Source organism: Micromonospora sp. NPDC051141 (genome assembly GCF_044455765.1).
Taxonomy (GTDB): Bacteria; Actinomycetota; Actinomycetes; order Mycobacteriales; family Micromonosporaceae; genus Micromonospora.
In genome coordinates this window covers 183,502-202,515 of sequence record NZ_JBITFD010000008.1, presented here as the reverse complement: position 1 = coordinate 202,515, position 19,014 = coordinate 183,502, and the positions used below count along the sequence as shown (strand labels likewise).

General features: G+C 75.9%; 22 protein-coding genes. 8 read left to right on the top strand and 14 right to left on the bottom strand.

The annotated features are described in order from the left end of the window. Window positions 1–25: 25 nt before the first annotated feature. A complete protein-coding gene (locus tag ACIA6B_RS17540) occupies window positions 26–2,578 on the bottom strand; it encodes an ATP-dependent Clp protease ATP-binding subunit (protein ID WP_281940695.1) in 2,553 nt (850 codons plus the stop codon). 113 nt (window positions 2,579–2,691) lie between these two features. On the opposite strand from ACIA6B_RS17540, the gene ACIA6B_RS17535 reads away from it, so the two are divergent. From ACIA6B_RS17535 to ACIA6B_RS17515, 5 genes are all read left to right on the top strand, one after another. Next, the gene (locus tag ACIA6B_RS17535; protein WP_396774438.1) at window positions 2,692–3,069 is read left to right on the top strand and encodes a hypothetical protein; all 378 of its coding nucleotides are present in this window, start codon (window positions 2,692–2,694) and stop codon (window positions 3,067–3,069) included. Window positions 3,070–3,255: 186 nt separating this feature from the next. Continuing rightward, entirely contained in the window at window positions 3,256–3,516 is a 261-nt protein-coding gene (locus ACIA6B_RS17530) for a hypothetical protein (protein ID WP_030504016.1), read from the top strand. 10 nt (window positions 3,517–3,526) lie between these two features. Further along, entirely contained in the window at window positions 3,527–4,405 is an 879-nt protein-coding gene (locus tag ACIA6B_RS17525; RefSeq protein ID WP_396774437.1) for a hypothetical protein, read from the top strand. Beyond that, a complete protein-coding gene (locus tag ACIA6B_RS17520) occupies window positions 4,398–7,070 on the top strand; it encodes an FtsK/SpoIIIE domain-containing protein (protein ID WP_396774436.1) in 2,673 nt (890 codons plus the stop codon). The genes ACIA6B_RS17525 and ACIA6B_RS17520 overlap by 8 nt, the downstream gene beginning before the upstream one ends. After that, complete coding sequence (locus ACIA6B_RS17515; RefSeq protein ID WP_396774434.1) at window positions 7,067–7,738, top strand: hypothetical protein; 672 nt, start codon at window positions 7,067–7,069, stop codon at window positions 7,736–7,738. Before ACIA6B_RS17520 ends, ACIA6B_RS17515 begins: the two co-directional genes overlap by 4 nt. A 9-nt stretch (window positions 7,739–7,747) precedes the next feature. Here the strand turns inward: ACIA6B_RS17515 and ACIA6B_RS17510 are convergent, their stop codons facing one another. After that, a complete protein-coding gene (locus ACIA6B_RS17510; RefSeq protein WP_396774432.1) occupies window positions 7,748–9,025 on the bottom strand; it encodes a cupin domain-containing protein in 1,278 nt (425 codons plus the stop codon). Window positions 9,026–9,028: 3 nt separating this feature from the next. Continuing rightward, window positions 9,029–9,331: a hypothetical protein gene (locus ACIA6B_RS17505; RefSeq protein ID WP_396774430.1), complete on the bottom strand. Its 303-nt coding sequence runs from the start codon at window positions 9,329–9,331 to the stop codon at window positions 9,029–9,031. Between the two features lie 148 nt (window positions 9,332–9,479). Here ACIA6B_RS17505 and ACIA6B_RS17500 point away from each other — a divergent pair, with 148 nt between their 5' ends. Next, on the top strand, window positions 9,480–10,334 hold the full coding sequence (locus ACIA6B_RS17500; protein WP_396774428.1) for a DUF72 domain-containing protein: 855 nt from the start codon (window positions 9,480–9,482) through the stop codon (window positions 10,332–10,334). On the opposite strand, the gene ACIA6B_RS17495 is transcribed toward ACIA6B_RS17500, so the two are convergent. From ACIA6B_RS17495 to ACIA6B_RS17460, 8 genes are all read right to left on the bottom strand, one after another. Further along, the gene (locus ACIA6B_RS17495; protein WP_396774426.1) at window positions 10,319–10,747 is read right to left on the bottom strand and encodes a DUF2267 domain-containing protein; all 429 of its coding nucleotides are present in this window, start codon (window positions 10,745–10,747) and stop codon (window positions 10,319–10,321) included. The genes ACIA6B_RS17500 and ACIA6B_RS17495 overlap by 16 nt on opposite strands. Window positions 10,748–10,752: 5 nt before the next feature. After that, a complete protein-coding gene (locus tag ACIA6B_RS17490) occupies window positions 10,753–10,938 on the bottom strand; it encodes a hypothetical protein (protein WP_396774424.1) in 186 nt (61 codons plus the stop codon). Window positions 10,939–11,048: 110 nt separating this feature from the next. Continuing rightward, window positions 11,049–11,447 carry a TraR/DksA family transcriptional regulator gene (locus ACIA6B_RS17485; protein WP_396774422.1) on the bottom strand — a complete coding sequence of 133 codons (399 nt, stop codon included), beginning with the start codon at window positions 11,445–11,447 and terminating at the stop codon, window positions 11,049–11,051. A 176-nt stretch (window positions 11,448–11,623) separates the two neighbouring features. Further along, window positions 11,624–12,253, bottom strand: a complete 630-nt coding sequence (locus ACIA6B_RS17480) for a uridine kinase (RefSeq protein WP_396774420.1) — start codon at window positions 12,251–12,253, stop codon at window positions 11,624–11,626. Window positions 12,254–12,354: 101 nt separating this feature from the next. Then, entirely contained in the window at window positions 12,355–12,960 is a 606-nt protein-coding gene (locus ACIA6B_RS17475; RefSeq protein WP_396774418.1) for a winged helix-turn-helix domain-containing protein, read from the bottom strand. A gap of 290 nt (window positions 12,961–13,250) precedes the next feature. Continuing rightward, the gene (locus ACIA6B_RS17470) at window positions 13,251–13,841 is read right to left on the bottom strand and encodes a winged helix-turn-helix domain-containing protein (RefSeq protein WP_396774416.1); all 591 of its coding nucleotides are present in this window, start codon (window positions 13,839–13,841) and stop codon (window positions 13,251–13,253) included. Window positions 13,842–13,893: 52 nt separating this feature from the next. Beyond that, window positions 13,894–14,385 (bottom strand): rhodanese-like domain-containing protein, encoded by a 492-nt coding sequence (locus ACIA6B_RS17465; protein WP_396774414.1) that lies wholly within the window; start codon window positions 14,383–14,385, stop codon window positions 13,894–13,896. A gap of 47 nt (window positions 14,386–14,432) precedes the next feature. Continuing rightward, complete coding sequence (locus ACIA6B_RS17460) at window positions 14,433–14,885, bottom strand: cysteine dioxygenase (protein ID WP_396774412.1); 453 nt, start codon at window positions 14,883–14,885, stop codon at window positions 14,433–14,435. 209 nt (window positions 14,886–15,094) lie between these two features. Here ACIA6B_RS17460 and ACIA6B_RS17455 point away from each other — a divergent pair, with 209 nt between their 5' ends. Both ACIA6B_RS17455 and ACIA6B_RS17450 read left to right on the top strand, forming a co-directional pair. Then, window positions 15,095–15,487 (top strand): ankyrin repeat domain-containing protein, encoded by a 393-nt coding sequence (locus ACIA6B_RS17455; protein WP_107155535.1) that lies wholly within the window; start codon window positions 15,095–15,097, stop codon window positions 15,485–15,487. A gap of 37 nt (window positions 15,488–15,524) precedes the next feature. Further along, a complete protein-coding gene (locus tag ACIA6B_RS17450) occupies window positions 15,525–16,499 on the top strand; it encodes a DUF3500 domain-containing protein (protein WP_396774410.1) in 975 nt (324 codons plus the stop codon). Here ACIA6B_RS17450 and ACIA6B_RS17445 read toward each other — a convergent pair. The 3 genes from ACIA6B_RS17445 to ACIA6B_RS17435 all read right to left on the bottom strand — a co-directional run bounded on the left by ACIA6B_RS17445 (window position 16,477) and on the right by ACIA6B_RS17435 (window position 18,892). Further along, on the bottom strand, window positions 16,477–17,238 hold the full coding sequence (locus ACIA6B_RS17445; RefSeq protein ID WP_396774408.1) for a class I SAM-dependent methyltransferase: 762 nt from the start codon (window positions 17,236–17,238) through the stop codon (window positions 16,477–16,479). The genes ACIA6B_RS17450 and ACIA6B_RS17445 overlap by 23 nt on opposite strands. 339 nt (window positions 17,239–17,577) lie before the next feature. Then, window positions 17,578–18,075 carry a DUF2231 domain-containing protein gene (locus ACIA6B_RS17440; protein ID WP_396774407.1) on the bottom strand — a complete coding sequence of 166 codons (498 nt, stop codon included), beginning with the start codon at window positions 18,073–18,075 and terminating at the stop codon, window positions 17,578–17,580. A 76-nt stretch (window positions 18,076–18,151) separates the two neighbouring features. Beyond that, complete coding sequence (locus ACIA6B_RS17435; RefSeq protein ID WP_396774406.1) at window positions 18,152–18,892, bottom strand: GAF and ANTAR domain-containing protein; 741 nt, start codon at window positions 18,890–18,892, stop codon at window positions 18,152–18,154. Window positions 18,893–19,014 lie beyond the last annotated feature (122 nt).

Below are 19,014 nucleotides of genomic sequence, written 5' to 3'. Positions count from 1 at the left end.
CCCTCCGATCCTTGCGCCCGTCCCCTCACCGGGGATGGGAGGTGGTGGCGGCCGAGTAGCCGCGCTCACCGGCGGACACGTCGAGGACGAGCTGGTCGTCGCGGGCGTCGACGGTGACCTTCTGCCCCGGCGAGATCTCGTTCTCCAGCAGCATCCGGGACAGCCGGTTGTCGAGTTCGCGCTGGATCACCCGGCGCAGCGGGCGGGCCCCGAACTCCGGCTGGTAGCCGTGCTCGGCGAGCCAGTCGACCCCGGCGGTGCTGATCTCGACCTGGATGTCCTGGGCGTGCAGCCGGCGGCGGGTCTCCTCCAGCAGCAGGCCGGTGATCTCCCGGAGCTGCTCGGCCTCCAGCCGCTGGAAGATGATCACCTCGTCGATCCGGTTGAGGAACTCCGGGCGGAAGTTCTCCTGGAGCCGGCGCATCAGCCGTTCCCGCAGCTCGGTGGACTCCTGCTCGCCCGGCTCGCCGGTGGCGAACCCGACCGTGCGCTGGGTGCCGGTGATCAGCTCGGAGCCGAGGTTGCTGGTCATGATCAGGACGGTGTTCTTGAAGTTCACGGTCCGGCCCTGACTGTCGGTGAGCCGGCCGTCGTCCAGCACCTGGAGCAGGATGTTGAAGACGTCGGGGTGCGCCTTCTCGATCTCGTCGAGCAGCACCACCGCGTACGGGCGGCGGCGGACCGCCTCGGTGAGCTGGCCGGCCTCCTCGTAGCCGACGTAGCCGGGCGGGGCGCCGACCAGCCGGCTGACGGTGTGCCGCTCCTGGAACTCGCTCATGTCCACCCGGACCATCCGGTCCGCCTCGCCGAACAGCGCCTCGGCGAGCGCGCGGGCCAGCTCCGTCTTGCCGACGCCGGTGGGGCCGAGGAACAGGAAGCTGCCCATCGGCCGGTTCGGGTCGGCCAGCCCGGTACGCGAGCGCCGGACCGCCTCGGCCACCGCGCCGACCGCGTCGTCCTGCCCGATCACCTTCTGGTGCAGGTGGCCCTCCAGGCGCAGCAGCCGGTCGCGTTCCTCCTCGGTGAGCTGGGTGACCGGGATGCCGGTGGCCCGGGACACCACCTCGGCGATCTCCTTCGGACCGACCTCCGGCACGTGGTTGGGTCCCTCGTCGCCGCGGGCGCGGCGGATCTGGTCCTCTAGCTCGGCGAGCCTGTCGCGCAGCGAGGAGGCGCGTTCGTACTGCTCGTCGGAGACGGCCTGTTCCTTGTCCCGGCGTACCTCGTCGAGCTGTTGTTCCAGGTCGCGGACGTCGGAGGCCGGGGTCCGGGTGCGCAGCCGGACCCGGGCGCCGGCCTGGTCGATCAGGTCGATCGCCTTGTCCGGCAGGAACCGGTCGGTGACGTACCGGTCGGAGAGTTCGGCGGCGGCGACCAGCGCCTCGTCGGTGAAGCGGACCTGGTGGTGCGCCTCGTAGCGGTCGCGCAGGCCGCGCAGGATGGCGACGGTGTCCTCGACGCCCGGCTCGGGCACCAGCACCGGCTGGAACCGGCGGGCCAGGGCGGCGTCCTTCTCGATGGTGCGCCGGTACTCGTCGAGCGTGGTCGCGCCGATCACCCGCAGCTCGCCGCGGGCCAGCGCCGGTTTGAGCATGTTGGACGCGTCCATCCCGCCCTCGCTGCCGGCGCCGCCGGCCCCGACCAGCGTGTGGATCTCGTCCAGGAAGATGATCAGTTCCTCGCGGTGGGCCCGGATCTCGTCGATCACCTTCTTCAGGCGTTCCTCGAAGTCACCCCGGTAGCGGGTGCCGGCGACCAGGCCGGAGAGGTCGAGCTGGATGACCCGCTTGCCGATCAGGGTCTGCGGCACGTCGCCGTCGCAGATCCGCTCCGCGAGCCCCTCCACGATGGCGGTCTTGCCGACGCCGGCCTCACCGATCAGCACCGGGTTGTTCTTGGTGCGCCGGGACAGGATCTCCACCGCCTGCTCGATCTCGTCGGCGCGGCCGATCACCGGGTCGATCTGGTCCAGCCGGGCCAGCTCGGTGAGATCCTGCCCGTACTGGTCGAGGGTGGGCGTGCCACGGTCCGGACGCGGGCCGTTCGCGGCGCCGCGCTCGGCGCTGGCCGCCTGCAACGACTCCGGCTGGATCCGCCCGGCGGCCAGCATCCGGCCGGCCGGCGACTCCGGGTTGAGCGGCAGCGCCATCAGGATGTGCTCGGGGCCGATGTAGTTGGCGCCCATGGCGCGGGAGAGCTGGTGGGCGTCGAGCAGCGCCCGTTTCGCGGCCGGGGTGAGCGACAGGTTCGGCGGCACCTCGCCGCCGGGCGCGCCCCCCTCGGCGCGTCCGCCCAGCGCGTTGACCAGGGCGTCCGGGTCGGCGCCGGCGCGGCGGACCAGGTCCCGCAGCGGCTCACGCTGCAACGCGGCCCAGAGCAGGTGGTCGGTGTCCAGGTCGTTGCTGTGCTTCTGGGCGGCCCGCCGGGCCGCGTCGGCCAGCATCTCCCGGGCGTCGGCGGTCATCAGGCGGGTGATGTCCACCCGGTGGGCCGGCCGGCGACCGCCCTCGCCCCGACCGAAGTACCGGGCCAGGAACTCGTCCCACGGGTCGTTGCCGAAGTCGCCGGGTCCCATCATGTTTCGTCCTCCGCAGTCGGTCGGCACGACCGGGACGCGGCACGCGCGGCACGGTCGGCGGTGGCTACCCGGCGGTGTGCGCGACAAACGCCCGCGGATGGCAGGCTGGGCGGATGGAGAGCAGACCGCTGTTGGTGGTGGACGGCGCGAACGTGGTGGGCTCCCGGCCGGACGGCTGGTGGCGTGACCGGGCCGGCGCGGCGGTGCGGCTGCGCGACGCGCTGGCCCCGCTGGCCGGCGCCGGCGTGCCACCGGAGCTGCCGCCGCCGGTGCAGGTGGTGCTGGTGGTGGAGGGCGCGGCCCGGCACGTGGCGCCGACGCCCGGGGTCGACGTGGTGTCCGCGGCCGGGTCCGGCGACGACACCGTGGTCGAGCTGGTGGCCGCCGCGCCGGAGCGCCGGCGGGTGGTGGTCACCGCGGACCGGGAGCTGCGGGCCCGGGTCAGCGCGCTGGGCGCGGAGGTACGCGGCCCGCGGTGGCTGGGCCGCTGACGCGCTGAGTCCCGTCAACGGGACCAGCCCGACCACCGGCGGGACCGCCGGCCCGGCCGCTGCCCGGCCTTCCCGCACGTCAGAGGCGCAATCGGACACCCGGGCAGGAACGGCACGAGGGTGGATGTTCGCCCACCCGGTGGGATGGGTTGTAATGGAGATCTCCCCTGCCCCCAGGAGGTCCTTGTGGCGAGCGTCGCCGAGCTGAAGGCCGCCATCGATGTCGCTCTCCAGCAGATCGGTGACGGCCAGACAGCGGTGCAGGCGGCCGGCGAGAAGCTGGCCGAGGCGCAGCAGACCCTGGCCGGCGCGCTGGAGGGCAGCGGCCACGAGACGGTCGAGGCGGCCCAGGCCTCGCTGACCCAGGCCAGCCAGGAGCTGGAGGAGTGCCTCGCCGCGACGCTGGTGGCGGTGGAGCAGGCACAGCTCTACGTCGCGACGCTCTGAAGGGCCGGCCGTGTCCATCGTCGAGGACATCGGCGCGCAGGTCCGCGCCGCCGCCGAGGAGCTGCCGCTGGCGCAGCTCGCCGCCGCCCTGGAGAAGCTCGGCCAGGCGCAGGAACGGCTGCGCTGGGTGCGCCAGGAGTCGGCCGACCCGATGGGCGTGCCGGAGCTGACCGCCGCCACCGAGCACGCCGAGACCGCCGGCTACGCGCTGCGCGTGGCCCAGGAGCAGCTCAGCGCGTACCTGACCGCGATCGGGCTGGCCGCCGACGGCGCGCCGGCCGCGGCGTCGGGCGAGCGGCGGCCCCGGCACGACGCGCCACGCGGCGAGGCGACGCCCGCGCCCGGCCCGGCGCCCGACCCGGGCGAGCAGCCGGCGGTACGCCGCTGGTGGGCGGTCCGGGTGGCGGAGCTGACCGGCGGGCGGGAGGGCGCGCCGGACGAGCCGGACGAGCGCGTCGAGAACGCCCACGAGCTGCTGCGCCGGGTGGTGGTCGGCATCCGCTCCGGTGACCGGGACCGGCTGCACGCCGAACTGCGGCGGGCCCACGCCGACGTCGGGCTGGGGCTGGCCGCGATCGCCCCGCCGATGCTGCGCGACCTGGCCGGCGAGCTGCTCGGCCACCCGCCCCGCGCGGACGACCTGGCCCGGCTGCGCCGCGAGCTGGACGGGCGGGTCCGCGACCTGCTGCCCGGGCTGCCGCCGCCGGTGCTGGACACGCTGCTCACCCGGATCTGCCGGATGCCCCCGCCGCGCCGCGACGACGGGCAGGAGCAGCCGCATGCGGCCGACCCGGCGGTCACCGCCGGGGTGCTCACCGGCGTACTGCTCGACCGGCTCGGCCGGGACCTGCCGAAGGACACCGAGGAACGGGAGCCGTCGCGTGGCTGACGTCCGCGCCCAACTGGTGACGCGGGTCCGGGGGATGCTCTCCGAGGCCCTGGGCGCCACCCGGAACCGGCTCACCGCCGCCGAGGCGGAGCTGGCCGCCGGCCGGGAGCGACTGAAGCGCACCCGGCGCGCCGCCGCGGCGGTGCCCGGCCGGGTCGGCGCGGCCCGCGACCGGCGGCTCGCCGAGATCGACGCCCGGCACACCGCCCGCCTGGCCGAGCTGGCGCGCCGTGCCGCCGCGGCGGCCCAGCGGGAGGCGCCGGGCGCGGCGTCCGCGCCCTGGGACCGGTGGACGGTCACCCCCGCCGGCCGGGGCGAGCCGCCGGGCGCGGTCCGGATCGGCACGGTACGCATCACCGGCGCCGAACCGGTGCCGGCGCTGGTCCCGCTGCTCGACGCCGGGCACGCGCACCTGGCCGGCGGCGACCGGGACGGCCTCGCCGCGGTGGTGCCCGCGCTGCTGCTGCGCTCCGTGGGCCGGGCCGACCCGGGCGCGGTCCGGCTGCACGGCTACGACCCGGAGCACCTGGGCGGCGGCCTGGCCGGGTTCGCGCCGCTGGGCACCGCCGGCCTGCTCACCTTCGTCGGCCCGGGTGGGCTGGGCCGGCTGCTGGACGACCTGGTGGAGCAGATCCGCCGGATCAACGCCACGGTGCTGGCCGGCGAGTACGCGTCCCTGCGGGAGCTGGCCGCCGCCACCGGCCGGCGCCCGGAGCCGTGGCGGGTGGCGGTGCTGCTCGGCGGCGACGAGCTGTCCCGGCACGAGCGCGGCCAGCTCGACCGGGTGGTCCGCACCGGGGCCGCGTGCGGGGTGCACCTGGTGGTCCGCGGCATCGACCTGCCCGACGACCCGACCGTCACCCGGATCGTGGTGGACCCGGACGACGCCCGCATCGCCGGTCTGCCGGTGGTGCTCGACGCCCCACCACCGCCCACCCTGGTCACCGAGACCTGCCGGACGGTCGCCTCCCGGGTCGCCGCCGGACCACCGCCGACCCCGTTCACCGATCTGCTGCCCCCACCGGACGACTACTGGCGGGAGGACTCGGCGCACGGGCTCACCGCGCCGATCGGCGAGGGCCCGCACGGGCGGCCGGTGCTGCTGACGCTCGGCGACTACCCGCCGCACGCGTTGATCGGCGGCCCGTCCGGCACCGGCAAGACGAACCTGATCTTCGCGTGGATCGGCGCGCTCGCCGCCCGCTACTCCCCCGCCGAGCTGGAGTTCTATCTGCTCGACTTCAAGGAGGGGGTGTCCTTCGCCCGGTTCGCCCAGGGCCGGCGCGACCCGAGCTGGCTGCCGCACATGCGGCTGGTGGGCATCAACGTCAACACCGACCGGGAGTTCGGCCTGGCGCTGCTGCGGTTCCTCGCCGAGGAGCTGCGCCGGCGGGCCGACGCGGCGAAGAAGCACGAGGTCACCAAGCTTGCCGAGCTGCGGGCGGTGGACCCGACCGGGCACTGGCCACGGATCGTCGCGGTGGTCGACGAGTTCCAGGCGCTGCTCGCCGGCCGGGACGTGGTCGCCCGGGAGGCCGCCGACCTGCTGGAGGACCTGGCCCGGCGGGGTCGCTCGCAGGGCATCCACCTGGTGCTCGCCTCCCAGGACGTCCGCGGCATCGAGGCGCTGTGGGGCCGGCCCGCGCTGGTCGCCCAGTTCACCCTGCGGATCGCGCTGCCGAAGGCGCTGCGCATCCTGGCCGAACGCAACGACGCCGCGCAGTCGCTGCCCCGCCACCACGCCGTGGTCAACGCCGAGTCCGGCATGACCGAGGGCAACGAGGTGGCCCGCATCCCGTCGGCGAGCGACTGGGAGACCTGGAGCGAGCTGCAACACCGGCTGTGGCGGATGCGCCCGCAGGACGCCGCGCCGGCCCGGCTCTTCGACGGCGACGCGATCCCCCGGCTGGCCGAGGCGCCGGACTTCCGTGCCCTGAGCGCGCCGGAGCAGGGCGCGCCGCGCAGTCCGGTGGCGCTGCTCGGCGAGATCATCGACGTGCAGTCGCGCTCGGCGGCGCTGCGGCTGCCCCGCGCGCCGGGCCGCAACCTGGCCGTGCTGGGCACCCGGGTGGACGAGGCGTGCGCGGTGCTCGACGCCGCCGCCCGCTCGTTGGCCCGGCAGTACCCGCCCGGCGCGGCCCGGTTCTCCATCGCCTGTCTCGACCCGGACGCCGACCCGGCCGCCCGCGCGCTCTACGAGGACCTGGGCGGCGACGCCTCCTGGTACGACGAGGAGACGGTCGCCGAGCTGATGGCCGAGGTGGGCGACGGGCTCGGCGCGCCGGGCACCCCGCGTACCCCGCACTTCCTGCTGTTGTACGCGGTGGACGCGGCGGCCGGCGCGCTGGCCGGCCGGGCCGGCACCCGAAGCGGGCTGGAGCAGCTGCGCCGCATCCTGCACGACGGGCCGGAGCGGCGGACCCACGTGCTGGCCTGGTGGCGCGGCGTGGCCCGGATGCGGGCCGACCTGGGCGGCGCCGGCGCACGCACGGACCAGATCGGCGCCTGGGTGGCGCTCGACGTGCAGGGCGGTGAGCTGGGCTCGTCGCTCTACCCGGGCAGCGGCGGGCCGGACTGGTATCCCCGACCGTGGCGCGGTCTCTACTTCGACCGCGCGGTGCACCGCACCGGACAGGTGATCATCCCTTATGGTCCCTCCCGATGAACGAGCCGGTCTCCAGTGAGACGTACCCCGCCCAGATCCGCCGACTCGCCGAGTTGACCGCCCGGGTGGCCGCCCAGCGGGCCGAGGCGCACACCTGGTACGCCCAACAGGTCGCCGCCGCCGACCGGGCGGTGGCCGAGGCGACCGAGCAGGTCCGGCTCGCCGAGGCGGAGCTGGCCGACGCCCAGCGGATGGTGGACCGGGTGGACGGCGAGGTCACCCACCTGTGGGCACAGCTGCGGGCCCGGCTCGGCGGCGGCACCCGGCGGCTGGGCGACCCGCCCGGGCCGGTCCGGGACGCCGCCGGTGACCCGGTGCCGCTGCTGCGCGGCGTACGCGAGCTGCTGGACCGCACCGGGACGCCGGGCGAGCTGCCGGGCTCGGTGAACCCGCTGCTGATCGCGTGCGGGGTCGGCGGTGCGCTGGTGGCGTTCCTGCTGGGGACCGGGGCGCGGGCGCTGGGCGCCGGCTCGGGCGGTGACCTGGCGGTCGGCCTGCCGGTGCTGGGGCTGGTGGTGACGCTGCTCGGCCCGCTGGTCGGCCTGGCGCCGGCCCGCCTGCTGGCCGACCGCCGGCACGCGGTGCTGACCCCCCGCCCGATGATCCTGGTGGCCGCCAGCGGCCTGGCCACCACGCTGCTCCTGCTGGCGGTCACCTACACCCGCTGACCCCCGCCGTCAGGCGGGGGTCAGGACCGCCTCCTTGAGCAGGCGGCGAATGAGGACCAGGCGGTCGGCGTCGTCGTCCAGGCCGGGCAGGTCGCCGACGCGGGTGGCCGCGCCGGTGAGCAGCGCGCGCAGCGCCGGCTCGCAGGTGCCGGGCAGCGTGAGCGTGCGGTCGGTCAGACGCAGCGCGACCGTGCCGGCGTCGGTCCGGGTGAGCTGCCAGCGCAGGCCGTCCCGGAGCGCGACCCGGCTGTCCGGGCCGAGCCGGGCCAGCGCGTCGGCCTGCGCGAGGGGGCGGATCGGGGCCGGTCGGGCGGCCGGCCACACCCGCGAGCGCAGCCGCGCGGCCACCGCCTCCGGGTCGGCCCGCAGCAGCCAGTCGCGCAGCGCCTCGACGGTCTCGGTGAGTTCCGGCTCGATCGCGTCCGGGTCGGCCAGGTCGAGCCCGAACGGCAGGCCGGCGCGCAGCCGGGCGTCCTCGGCGGCCAGGGCCAGCAGCTCCTCCACCATGGCGTACCGGGTCAGCGCCCGGATGCCCACGGTCAGGTGCAGCGAGCTGGACTCCTGCGCCTGGGCGCTGTGCAGCCAGCCGCGCGGCAGGTAGAGCGCGTCGCCCGGCTCCAGCACCACGTCCAGCGCGGGTCGGCCGTCGGCGGTGGCGGCGACCTCGTCGGCCCGGCCGCCCCACGGCTGGCGCTCCAGCGGGTCGGCGAGCACCGGCGGGTGGATGCGCCAGTGCTTGCGGCCGTCGACCTGGAGCACGAACACGTCGTGGGTGTCGTAGTGGGTGGCGAAGCCCTGGCTGCCGGCCGGGGTCAGGTAGGCGTTGACCTGCAACGGCTGGGCCAGCGCCGCGCCCAGGTCGCGGGCCAGGTCGACGATCGCCGGCCAGGTGCGGTGCAGGCCCTGGAGCACCAGCGTGGCGCCGTCGGCGTACAGCGCCAGCACCTTCTCGTCCAGCACCTGGTCGCCGATCTCGGCGCCGGCGCCACCGCCGCCGGTGTACCGCGCCGCCGGCACGAGCTGGCCGTCCTTGGCCACCCGCAGGAACGGGGTACGCAGACCGCGGCGGCTGAGCAGCTCGTCGGCGTCGGCGGGGCTGAGCAGGTCGGTGAAGCCGTCCGGGTTGGGCAGTTCGGCGGCCCGGGACAGCAGCGGGCTGCGCCCCCAGTGATCGGCGGCGAACTTGGCCGGCTCGACCGCCACGCAGCGGGCCAACGCCGCGGCGGCGGAGGACGAACCCGCCGGGTGGCCGTGGCCACCCGGCGGGTCGACGTGCGTGCGGCTCATCGGTCAGGCGCTGCCGTCGGCGCCACCGTCGTGCTGACCCGGGGTCGCGCCGCCGTCGGCCGGACCCTCCGCGCCACCGTCCGCGCCACCGTCCTGCTGACCCGGGGTCGCGCCGCCGTCGGCCGGACCCTCCGCGCCACCGTCCGCGCCACCGTCCTGCTGACCCGGAGTGGCGCCGCCGTCGGCCGGACCCTCCGCGCCACCGTCCGCGCCACCGTCGTGCTGACCGGGGGTCGCACCGCCGTCGGCCGGGCCCTCCAGGCCGCTGCCGCCGCTGGTCTGGATGTCGTCGTCGTTCAAAGCCATGGGTGCTCCCTCGGTGTGCCGCCCCGCGTGTTCCCGGGGTCCGTGTGCAGCGGGTGGTACCCCCCGTCCGATCATCTCTAACCACACCGTAGACGCCCGGACCTGGACGCACGGACGGTTCGCGCCGACGGGCGGCCGGGCCCGGTCGGTGCCAGGATGGCCACACGGGCAGACGCGCGAGGAGGTACGCGGGTTGATCGTGGTCGGCACGTCGGGCTGGCAGTACCGGGACTGGCGGGAGCGGTTCTACCCGGCCGGTGTGCCGCAGCGGCGCTGGCTGGAACACTTCGCCGAACGGTTCGCCACGGTCGAGGTGAACAACGCGTTCTACCGGCTGCCGGAACGGGACACGTTCGCCGCCTGGCGGGCGCGGACGCCCGACGACTTCTGCGTGGCGGTGAAGATGAGCCGCTACCTCACCCACGTGAGGCGGCTGCGCGAGCCGGCCGAGCCGGTGGCCCGGTTCCTCGACCGGGCGGCCGGGCTCGGTGACCGGCTGGGGCCGGTGCTGGTGCAGCTTCCGCCGACGCTGCGGGCCGACCCGGAGGCGCTGGCCACCGTGCTGCGGCACTTCCCGGCCGAGGTGCGGGTGGCGGTGGAGCCGCGGCACCCCTCGTGGTGGACCGACGACACCCGGCGGGTGCTGGAGCGGCACCGGGCGGCGCTGGCCTGGGCCGACCGGGGCAGCCGGCCGGTCACGCCGCTGTGGCGTACCACGGACTTCGGCTACCTGCGGCTGCACGAGGGCCGGGCCCGGCCCTGGCCCCGCTACGGCCGGGCCGCGCTGGCCGGCTGGGTGGGCCGGCTGGCCGCCGCGTTCGGCGACGGCGAACCGGCGTACGTCTACTTCAACAACGACCCGGGCGGCGCGGCGATCGTCGACGCGGTCGCGTTCGCCGGCTCGGCCCGGCGGGCCGGGCTGCCGGTCTCCCGGACGCCGACGGCCCGCCCCGCCGAGGGGGCGGGACGGACCGGGGTGGCGCCGGCTCAGGGCATGAGCTGAGCCAGGTCCCGCGGCATGGCGGACTTCACGTCCTGCCACTCGCCCTGCGTGACGTGCCGGCGCAGCGTGTCCAGCACCACCTGCACCACCCGCTGCGGGCCGCCCGAGACGTCGTACGGGAAGCCCTGCCGGACCTCGTAGAGGAAGTCGTCGCGGTTGAGTTTGATCGGCACGTCCTCCGGCTGCCAACCGTCGAAGTAGATGCCGCGCAGCAGCACCGGCAACTGCTGGGCGAACTCGGCGCTCTCCGGCACCGGCAACCGGTCGCGCAGCAGGTGCAGCACGGTGCGCAGCGCCGCGTACGACTGGTTGCGGCGCTCCGGCGGCCAGCCGTACGCCGACTCTATCTCCTTCAGGATCACGTTCGTCTTGTCCAGCGAGGACTCGAACGCGGACATCAGCTGTTCAGCCATCCGGCTCACCCCCGGGTGTCGGTCTCCCAGCGTCGGTCGTCGGCGCGTCGCGGTGGGCCGCTGGGCCCCCGCCACAGCCGGGTCGGGCTGAACCGGCCGGGCCGCCCGCCCCGCTCCGGCGGCACGTCGGCGTTGCCGACCACGTGCAGGACGCCGCCACGGCGTCGATCCGCCACCACCCGTACCGTCATGACCCCACCTCCTCGTCGGGCGCGCGGGCCGGTGCGTCCGCGCGCACCGTCCATGCTGCGCGGCGGCCGGGTGAGCCGGCCTCACCCGGAGCGGGTGAGCGCGCGGAACCTCAGGCGGCGCGCCGCTCGCGGGTCTGCTTGCAGGCCACGCAGGAGGTGGCCGACGGGAAGATCTCCAGCCGCTCCACCGGGATCGGCGCGGCGCAGCCCTCGCAGAAGCCGTACGTGCCCTCGTCGAGTCGGGTCAACGCGCGCTCGAACTGGGCCCGCCGGTCCAGGATGGTGCGCAGCAGGGACTGGGCGGTGTCCCGCTCGGCGGTCTTGGTGCCGCTGTCGGCCTGGTCGTCGCCGGCGGTGTCGCCGACCTCGACCAGCCGCAGCACCTGACTCTGCATCACGGCCTGGTCGTACTCCGCGGTCAGCTCGTCGTACCGGGACCGCAGGGACTGCCGGATCTGGTCGACCTCCGCCTGGGAGCGGCCCGTGGCTGTCGTGTCGTGGACGAGCATCGCTGCCTGCCTTTCCTGCGGCTCGACCCGGCCCTGCGGCGACGCGCGACGGCCCGGTCCGAACGGGAACGCACGGGCGAGATCGCCCGTGCTCTGTGAGCCGGGCGATTACCCCTGCCCCCGGCGGGCCAAACCGGAGATTTCCTGCCACTTTCCCGTGAGTTCGGACCGCCTGGTCAGGCCCGTTCCACGAGCGCCGGATGGCGCGGGTCGTCGGCCCGGACCACCACGTCGGCGAAGGACGCCGGGTCGACCTCGTCGGCGTAGCGGGCGAACGCCGGCAGCGTCCAGCGCCACGCCGGGTCCGTGCGCCGGGCCAGCGCCGCCGGGGAGAGCACCAGGTGCACGGCGACGTCGAACGCCAGCGTGCCGCCGAGCAGCAACGCGCCGCTGACCAGGACCACCCCGCCGGCCGGCAGATCCTGGTACGCGGCCCGGCTGGCCCGGTCCGCGTCGGCGTCCCAGAGCGACGGCAGCACCCGGCCGGTGCCGTCCGGGCCGGCCGGGTCGAGCACCTCGCGGCGCAGGCCCGGCTCGTCGAGCCACCCCTCGTAGTACGCGTCCGGGTTGGTGCGGCCCTGCTCCAGACGGACCGAGGCGGGACGGAGGAAGTCGGCGGCGCGGACGTGCAGGGCCGGCCGGCCGGCGGCGCGCAGCGGGTCGACGAGCGCGGCGGCGAGCGCGTCCGGCCCGGCGGCGGGCGGCCCGTCGACGGCGACCCGTAACCGGCCGGACGTCTCGGTGCGGGCGAGGCGGCCGGTCAGCTCGGCGACGAGCCGGTCGGGGCTGATCGGGCGGACGCGCATCCGTCCATCCTGCCCGGCCGGCGGCGTCGGCCCACCACCGGTTCGCGTCCGGGCGGTCGGGGCTCCGTCCGGTGCGCGGTCGACGGTGGCGGCCGCGGTGGTCAGCCGGTGCGGTCGATGGTCACCCGGGCGTCGTCGGCGAGCCGGTAGCCGACGCCGTAGACGGTGGTGACAAGTGGGACGTCCACCCCGACCTTGCCGCGCAGCCGGCGTACGTGCACGTCGACGGTGCGGACGCCGGCGTGCTCGTACCCCCAGACCGCGTTGAGCAGTTGCAGCCGGGTGAAGACCCGGCGCGGATGGGCGACCAGGTGCAGCAGCAGGTCGAACTCCAGGCGGGTCAGCGGCAGCGGCTCGCCGTCGCGCAGCACCGACCGGGAGGACGCCAGGATGTGCAGCGTCGGAATGGTCGGGGCCAGCGGACGGGCCGGACTGCGCCCGGCCGGCACGTCGGGTCGGCGGTCCGCGCCGGCGGGGCCGGTGCTGACCACCGCGTCGCCACCTTCGAGCAGCTCGCGGGCCGCGTCGAGGAGCCGGCGGGCGGCCGGGGTGAGCGACTCCTCGGCGGCCAGCGGGATGTTGAGGGTGACGGTGAGCACGGGGGTGGCGGCGTTGGCGGGGCGACGCTGGCCGCCGGGCGGACGGCCGGGGACCGCGGGTTGGGACGTATGCCATCCGGCGCGCGACGAGGCGGGGCTGACCGACATGGTCCTCCTTGGCTGGTCCGGGTATCTCCCCACGGCCCGGGACGCCGCTTCATCGATGCTTCCCGGCGCCTGTGCGAGGGTCAAGGGGCCACTGCGTTGCATGAATGTGACAATTGACGAACACATCGGAGCCGAGTGCTCGCTCTGCGTACGAGGTCCGTTGATTACAGCAGAGCGACGACACGCGCCGGTACGGGGGGTCCCCGGCCCGTTCACAATGGCGGGTGCGACGGCGACGTGAACGCGGCGCACCCGGAATCCGGGTGCGCCGCGGGTCGGTCCGGGCCGGCTCAGGCGTCGCGGTCCACCTCGATCGGAGCGTCGTCGGCGAGCCGGTACCCGACGCCGTAGACGGTGGTCACCAGCGGCGTGTCCGGGCCGAACTTGGCACGCAGCCGCCGGATGTGGACGTCCACGGTGCGGGCCACCGCGTGCTCGTAGCCCCAGACGTTGCTGAGCAGTTGCAGCCGGGTGAAGACCCGGCGTGGGTGCTCGGCGAGAAAGAGCAGCAGGTCGAACTCGATCCGGGTCAGGCCGACCTCGACGCCGCCGTGCCGGACCCGCCGGGTGCCGGTGAGCAGGCGTATCCCGCCCGACCCGGTGGCCGGTGACGCCGGCGCCGGCCCGGCCGGTGGCGTGGGGACGCGGCGCAGGTCGAGCACGGCCCGGGCGGCCCGGTGCTCGTCCGGGCGGACCAACCCCTCCCCGGAGGCGGCCAGCTCGTCCAGCAGGTCGGCCAGCCGGGCCAGGCCGGGCGTGAGCGGCCCGGCGCTCAGGTCGAGCGTGATGGTCAGGGTCGGTGCGGTACGCGGCCGGGGCGCCGGCGCCCGGTCGGGGCGGCCGGCGCGGGCCGGACGGGTGTTGAGGGCGACGACGGACATGGGAGCCTCCTGTGCGGGCGGTCGCCCCGCCCCGCCGGGTGCGGCGGGACGGTCAGCGGAGCGCCCGGCCGGCGGTGACCGGGGGCGCGGTGAACGAGGGTCGGGGTGGCGGGGTGGGGCCGAGGGTGGGCAGGCCGGCGATGCGCCAGGCCGCGAAGCCACCGGCCACGTCGGTGGCGCGGTGCAGGCCGAGGTCCTGGAGGGCGGCGGCGGCCAACGACGAGGTGTAGCCCTCCTGGCAGAGGACGACCACCGGTACGTCGTAGTCGACCGCCTGCGGCAGGCGGGCCGCGCACCGCGGGTCGAAGCGCCACTCCAGGACGTTGCGCTCGACGGTGAGCGCGCCGGGCACGGTGCCGTGCGCGGCCCGCTGGCCGGCCGGGCGGATGTCGACGAGCAGCGCGCCGCCCCGGTGGGCGAGGTGCGCCTGTTCGGGGTCGAGGCGACGCAGCCGGGCGCGGGCGGCGGCGAGGATCTCGTCGATGCCGCGCGAGCCGGACGGCGGTACCGGACAGCTCTCGGCGGGGGCGGGGTTCTGCGCCATGGTGGCGTCCTTCCGTGCGGCGGGAGTCGGGGGCGGGGTCACCGGGCTCACCAGGCGACGCCGGCCTCGGCCACCTCGGCGACCCGGAGCCGGCCGGCGTCGAGGTGGTAGCGGGTCATCCGGCGCAGCGCCGGCCGGTAGACGTGCACGCTGACCGCCGGCTCGGCGGAGCGGTTGGTGACCTGGTGCACGTGCCGGGCGCCGAAGCGCCGGCCGGCGCCGGCGGCGAGGCGGTGCGGACGCAGCCGGCCACCGCTGACCGTCTCCTCGACGAGCACGCCGGCGACGACCAGGAAGGCGCCGGACGAGCCACCGTGGTCGTGCAGGTCGGTGCCCTGTCCGGGCAGCCAGCTCAGCGCCCACACCTCGTACGCGGCGTCGGCGTGCAGCCGCGCGTACCACCGTTCGGACCGGTCGAAGCACAGCGGCACCGGCCAGCCGGCCGGGTCGACCCAACGGGTGGCGACGGTGAGCAGATCGGTCGGGTCGGAGCTGGTCATCGGCGGAGCGTCCTCACGGTGCGAAGCGGAGCGTGCCCACACACTTTAGACGGCAAACCCTATAGGTTTAGTAGGTAATACCACATGGCGGGACGCGGTCGGCGGAGCGCCGCCGCGTTGCCCACGTACACCCGATCGCGCATCTCGCCTCCCGTGCCGGCTGCGCAAGCTGCCAGGCGGCGCCGGCCGCGACGCCCTAACCTGGGCGGGTGCCCGACGAACTGGACGCCGAGACCGTCGCCTTCGCCCACCGGATGTTCGACCTGGCCCGCGCCGGCGAGACCGCCGAACTGGCGGCCAACGTGGACGCGGGACTGCCGGTCAACCTGACCAACGCCAAGGGCGACACGCTGCTGATCCTGGCCGCCTACCATGCCCGGCCGGAGACCGTGGCCGCGTTGCTCGACCGTGGCGCCGACCCGGACCGGGTCAACGACCGGGGGCAGACCGCGCTGGCCGCGGCCGTGTTCCGGCAGAACGCGGCAGCGGTCCGGGCGCTGCTCGACGCCGGCGCCGACCCGGACCACGGCGCCCCCTCGGCGGTGGAGACCGCCCGGTTCTTCACGCTGCCGGAGATGCTGACGCAGCTCGGGCGCGACTGAGCACCCGGGCCCGCCGCGCGGGGCGTATACAGGTGCGGTGGAGGATCCCGTACCCGAGCAGATGCGCACCGCGGCCACGGCGCTGCTGGCGGCGCTGGACGAGCCGGCCCGCCGACGCGCCCGGCACGAGTTCGACGACGAGCCGGCCCGCCGCTGGCTGGAGTACCGGCCCCGGCCACGGCCCGGCATCCCGGTCGCCGACCTGGACGTCGCCGCCCGCAAGGCCGCCCACCGGCTGCTCGCCACCGCGCTCAGCCCCGCCGCGTACGCGCAGGCCATGGCCGTGGTGGCGCTCGAGGAGGTGCTGGACCGGGCGGAGGGCTGGCGGCGCGGCCGGCACAGCGGTGACTACTGGGTGGCGATCTTCGGCGACCCGGCCCGCGACGACCGCTGGGCGTGGCGGTTCGAGGGGCACCACCTGTCGGTGAGCATGACGGTCGCCGACGACCGGGTCTCCCCCGCCCCGATCTTCCTCGGCGCGAACCCGGCCACCGTGCGGCACGCCGGCCGCCCGGTCTCCCGGCCGCTGGGCCCGGAGGAGGACCTGGCCCGCGAGCTGCTGGACGCGCTCGGCCCCGGCGGGCGGGCCGCCGCGGTGATCGCCGAGGAGGCTCCGGCCGACATCATCAGCGCCACCCGGGCCACCGCGCCCGGCCGGCTCGACCCGCTCGGCGTGCCCCGGGGCCGGCTCGGGCCGACCGGGCGCGCGCTGCTCGACCGCCTGGTCGCGCTCTACCTCGACCGGCTCCCGGCCGACCTGGCCGCCCGCGAGGCGGCCCGGCTCGACGGCGGCGAGCTGCACTTCGCCTGGGCCGGGCCGGTGGAGCCGGGCCGGCGGCACTACTACCGGGTGCAGGGCGACGACCTGCTGATCGAGTACGACAACACCACCGACGACGGCAACCACGCGCACACCGTGCTGCGCCGCCCGGCCGGCGACTTCGGCGCCGACGTGCTGGCCGCGCACCACGCCGCCGCGCACCGCCCGGTCACCGGCGACGCGCCTCGATGAGGAACCGCCGGGCGTGGGCCACGAACGGCCCCTCGGCCCGGATGCGCTCGTCCAGCCGGCGCAGCGCGGCCCGGTGCCGGTCGACGGTGAAGCCGGGCACGGTCCAGACCACCTTGCGCAGGAACCAGACCACCGCGCCGATGTCCTGGAAGACGGTACGCAGGGTGGCGGCCCGCAGGTCCACCACGGTCAGTCCGGCGGCTTCGGCGGCAGCGACCGCGTGCTCCGGGTGACGGTGCTCCGGTGGTGGCAGCGGCCCGAGGATCGCCTCGCTGAGTTCCCGGACCGTGCCGGGGCCGATCTGTTGGGAGAGGAAGCTGCCGCCGGGGCGCAGCACTCGGGCCACCTCGTCCCACCGGGTGTCCACCGGGTGCCGGCTGACCACCAGGTCGAACGCCGCGTCGCGGAACGGCAGCGGCGACCGGTCGCCGACCCGGACGACGTGCCCACCGACGCGGCTCAGGGTGCGCCGGGCCACCGGCACGTTCGGCGGCCAGGCCTCGGTGGCGACCAGCAGCGGTGGCGGCGCGGACGCCGCCTCGGCCAGCACCTCGCCGCCGCCGGTGTCGATGTCCAGGGCGGCATCGACGGTCGCCAGCCGGGCCCCGACGAGACGGGCGTAGCCCCACGGCGGGCGCTCCTCGGTGGCCCGCCCGGCCAGCCAGGAGAAGCCCCATCCCTCGACCGGTGCCGCGTCGGCCTCGGCGACCAGTTCGTCGAACCCGCGTTCGGTGACCATGAGCCCGAGCCTGCCGCCGGTCGACGACGGTCGGCAACGCGATTTCCGTGCCGGCTCCGATCTCCGAGGGCCCGCCTTTCCGGACTCGCGCCGCCCGCCGTCCGCCGTCCGACGCCCGACGCCCGACGCCCGACGCCCGACGCCCGCAATCGTGACGGCACTGCCGGCGGTGCGGTTACACAGCGTCACAGCCTGGGAGAGGCGTGACCTCAAACACGGTATGCCTCCTGGTCATAATTATGACCAGGAGGCATGTCGGTTTCGCCTCGTCCACTCTTCCCGCCGCGACACGCCCGGGCGCGCCCCACCGAAACCATGGAGACGAGGGCTCGGCGGTGGTCAGAAGGGGCGCGGCCGGACGATCTCGACGGTGGCGCCGGGGATCGTCTCCAGGCCGGTCGGCTCGACGGCTCGGCCCCGGTCGGACTGCTGCATAAGCCGCGCGCCCAGGCCCACCCCGACCGCGCCCACCGCCAGCGCCACCAGCTCGGTGGCGAGCTGGCCGCCGGTCGCGCCGCGCTGCGGCGCGTGCGCCCGAATCAGGCAGGTGAGCAGGAACATCGCCGCCATCACGGCGTTGACCAGGTTGAACGTGACGGCGGTCCGGTTGGCGCGGCCGATCCGCACGTCCCACAGGTCGACCAGCCCGGCGACCGTGGCGAGCCCGGCGGCGACCAGCGCGGCGACCGCCGTCCAGTAGCCCACCTCGCCGAGGAAGGCCGGACCGCCCGCCACGTCGGCCAGGTCGAACACCGCGGCGCTGACGAAGAGCCCGAACGGGAACGTCACCAGCATCGGTTGGATGGGGTGCCCCTGCACCCGAAGTCGACTCTCCATCGCGTCCTCCCCACGTCGGCGCGGCTCACCAGTCCAGGGTGCTACCCGACCCCCGGTGGGGCGAAACGACTGTCGGTCAGTTGTCCCGGGGACGGGAGACGGTGAGCACCAGCCGCTCCGCCACCTCGCGCAGCGGGATGTCCAACGAGGAGGCGGCGCTGCGGAGCACGTCCAGCGCCTCCGCCGCGGGACAGCCGCGCTGCGTCATGATCACGCCGACGGCCTGCCCGATCACGCCCTCGGCCAGCAACGCGCCGTCGAGCTGGCCGGCCCGGGCGGCCGCCCGCTCGCGGTCGCGGACCGCGGCGAGCAGCAGGCCGGCGTGCTCGGCGAGCAGCATCGCGGTGAGCTGGTGACTCGGCGTGAGCGCGCCGGGCGCCGACGCGTACAGGTTGATCGCGCCGATGACCTGCTCGTCCACGTCGACCGGCGCGGAGATCACGCCGTGCACGCCGAGCGCGCGGGCGCGGAGGCTCCAGGCCGGCCAGCGCGACTCCTCCGCCAGCCCGCCCGCGATGATCATCTCGCGGCGGCGGATCGCGGTCAGGGCCGGTGTGTCCGGGCCGTGCCGCAGGTCGTCCAGCTCGGCGCACCGCGGGTCGGAGGCGGCCACCCCGGCGGGCTCGCCGCCGCGCAGCGCGGTGAAGCCGCAGCAGTCCACGCCGGGCACCGCGTCCCGGGCGATCCGGACCAGGCGGTCCAGCGCCTCGTCGAACTCCGCGACACCGATCAGGCCGGCGGTCAGCTCGCGCAGCAGCGCGGCGGTCTCCAGCACGCCCAGGTCGTCGGTCATGGGTAGACGGGTGTCGAGGTTCACCGCACCACGGCCCCCACCGCCCCCGCGTCCGTCCGCGCGGTGTTCCCGTCCGGCGCCGTTGCCTGTGCCATGTTCGTCCTCTCTTCGACCGAGCCTCGGCCTACTACCCCCGCCGACCGACC

Excerpts from the sequence above, each read along its gene's own strand:
- ACIA6B_RS17505 (WP_396774430.1), bottom strand. The coding sequence starts at position 9,331 with ATGGCTTTGAACGACGACGACATCCAGACCAGCGGCGGCAGCGGCCTG.
- ACIA6B_RS17510 (WP_396774432.1), bottom strand. The coding sequence starts at position 9,025 with ATGAGCCGCACGCACGTCGACCCGCCGGGTGGCCACGGCCACCCGGCG.
- ACIA6B_RS17485 (WP_396774422.1), bottom strand. The coding sequence starts at position 11,447 with ATGCTCGTCCACGACACGACAGCCACGGGCCGCTCCCAGGCGGAGGTC.
- ACIA6B_RS17465 (WP_396774414.1), bottom strand. The coding sequence starts at position 14,385 with ATGGCGCAGAACCCCGCCCCCGCCGAGAGCTGTCCGGTACCGCCGTCC.
- ACIA6B_RS17440 (WP_396774407.1), bottom strand. The coding sequence starts at position 18,075 with ATGGAGAGTCGACTTCGGGTGCAGGGGCACCCCATCCAACCGATGCTG.
- ACIA6B_RS17540 (WP_281940695.1), bottom strand. The coding sequence starts at position 2,578 with ATGATGGGACCCGGCGACTTCGGCAACGACCCGTGGGACGAGTTCCTG.
- ACIA6B_RS17445 (WP_396774408.1), bottom strand. The coding sequence starts at position 17,238 with ATGGTCACCGAACGCGGGTTCGACGAACTGGTCGCCGAGGCCGACGCG.
- ACIA6B_RS17490 (WP_396774424.1), bottom strand. The coding sequence starts at position 10,938 with ATGACGGTACGGGTGGTGGCGGATCGACGCCGTGGCGGCGTCCTGCAC.
- ACIA6B_RS17470 (WP_396774416.1), bottom strand. The coding sequence starts at position 13,841 with ATGTCCGTCGTCGCCCTCAACACCCGTCCGGCCCGCGCCGGCCGCCCC.
- ACIA6B_RS17475 (WP_396774418.1), bottom strand. The coding sequence starts at position 12,960 with ATGTCGGTCAGCCCCGCCTCGTCGCGCGCCGGATGGCATACGTCCCAA.
- ACIA6B_RS17460 (WP_396774412.1), bottom strand. The coding sequence starts at position 14,885 with ATGACCAGCTCCGACCCGACCGATCTGCTCACCGTCGCCACCCGTTGG.
- ACIA6B_RS17480 (WP_396774420.1), bottom strand. The coding sequence starts at position 12,253 with ATGCGCGTCCGCCCGATCAGCCCCGACCGGCTCGTCGCCGAGCTGACC.
- ACIA6B_RS17495 (WP_396774426.1), bottom strand. The coding sequence starts at position 10,747 with ATGGCTGAACAGCTGATGTCCGCGTTCGAGTCCTCGCTGGACAAGACG.
- ACIA6B_RS17515 (WP_396774434.1), top strand. The coding sequence starts at position 7,067 with ATGAACGAGCCGGTCTCCAGTGAGACGTACCCCGCCCAGATCCGCCGA.
- ACIA6B_RS17535 (WP_396774438.1), top strand. The coding sequence starts at position 2,692 with ATGGAGAGCAGACCGCTGTTGGTGGTGGACGGCGCGAACGTGGTGGGC.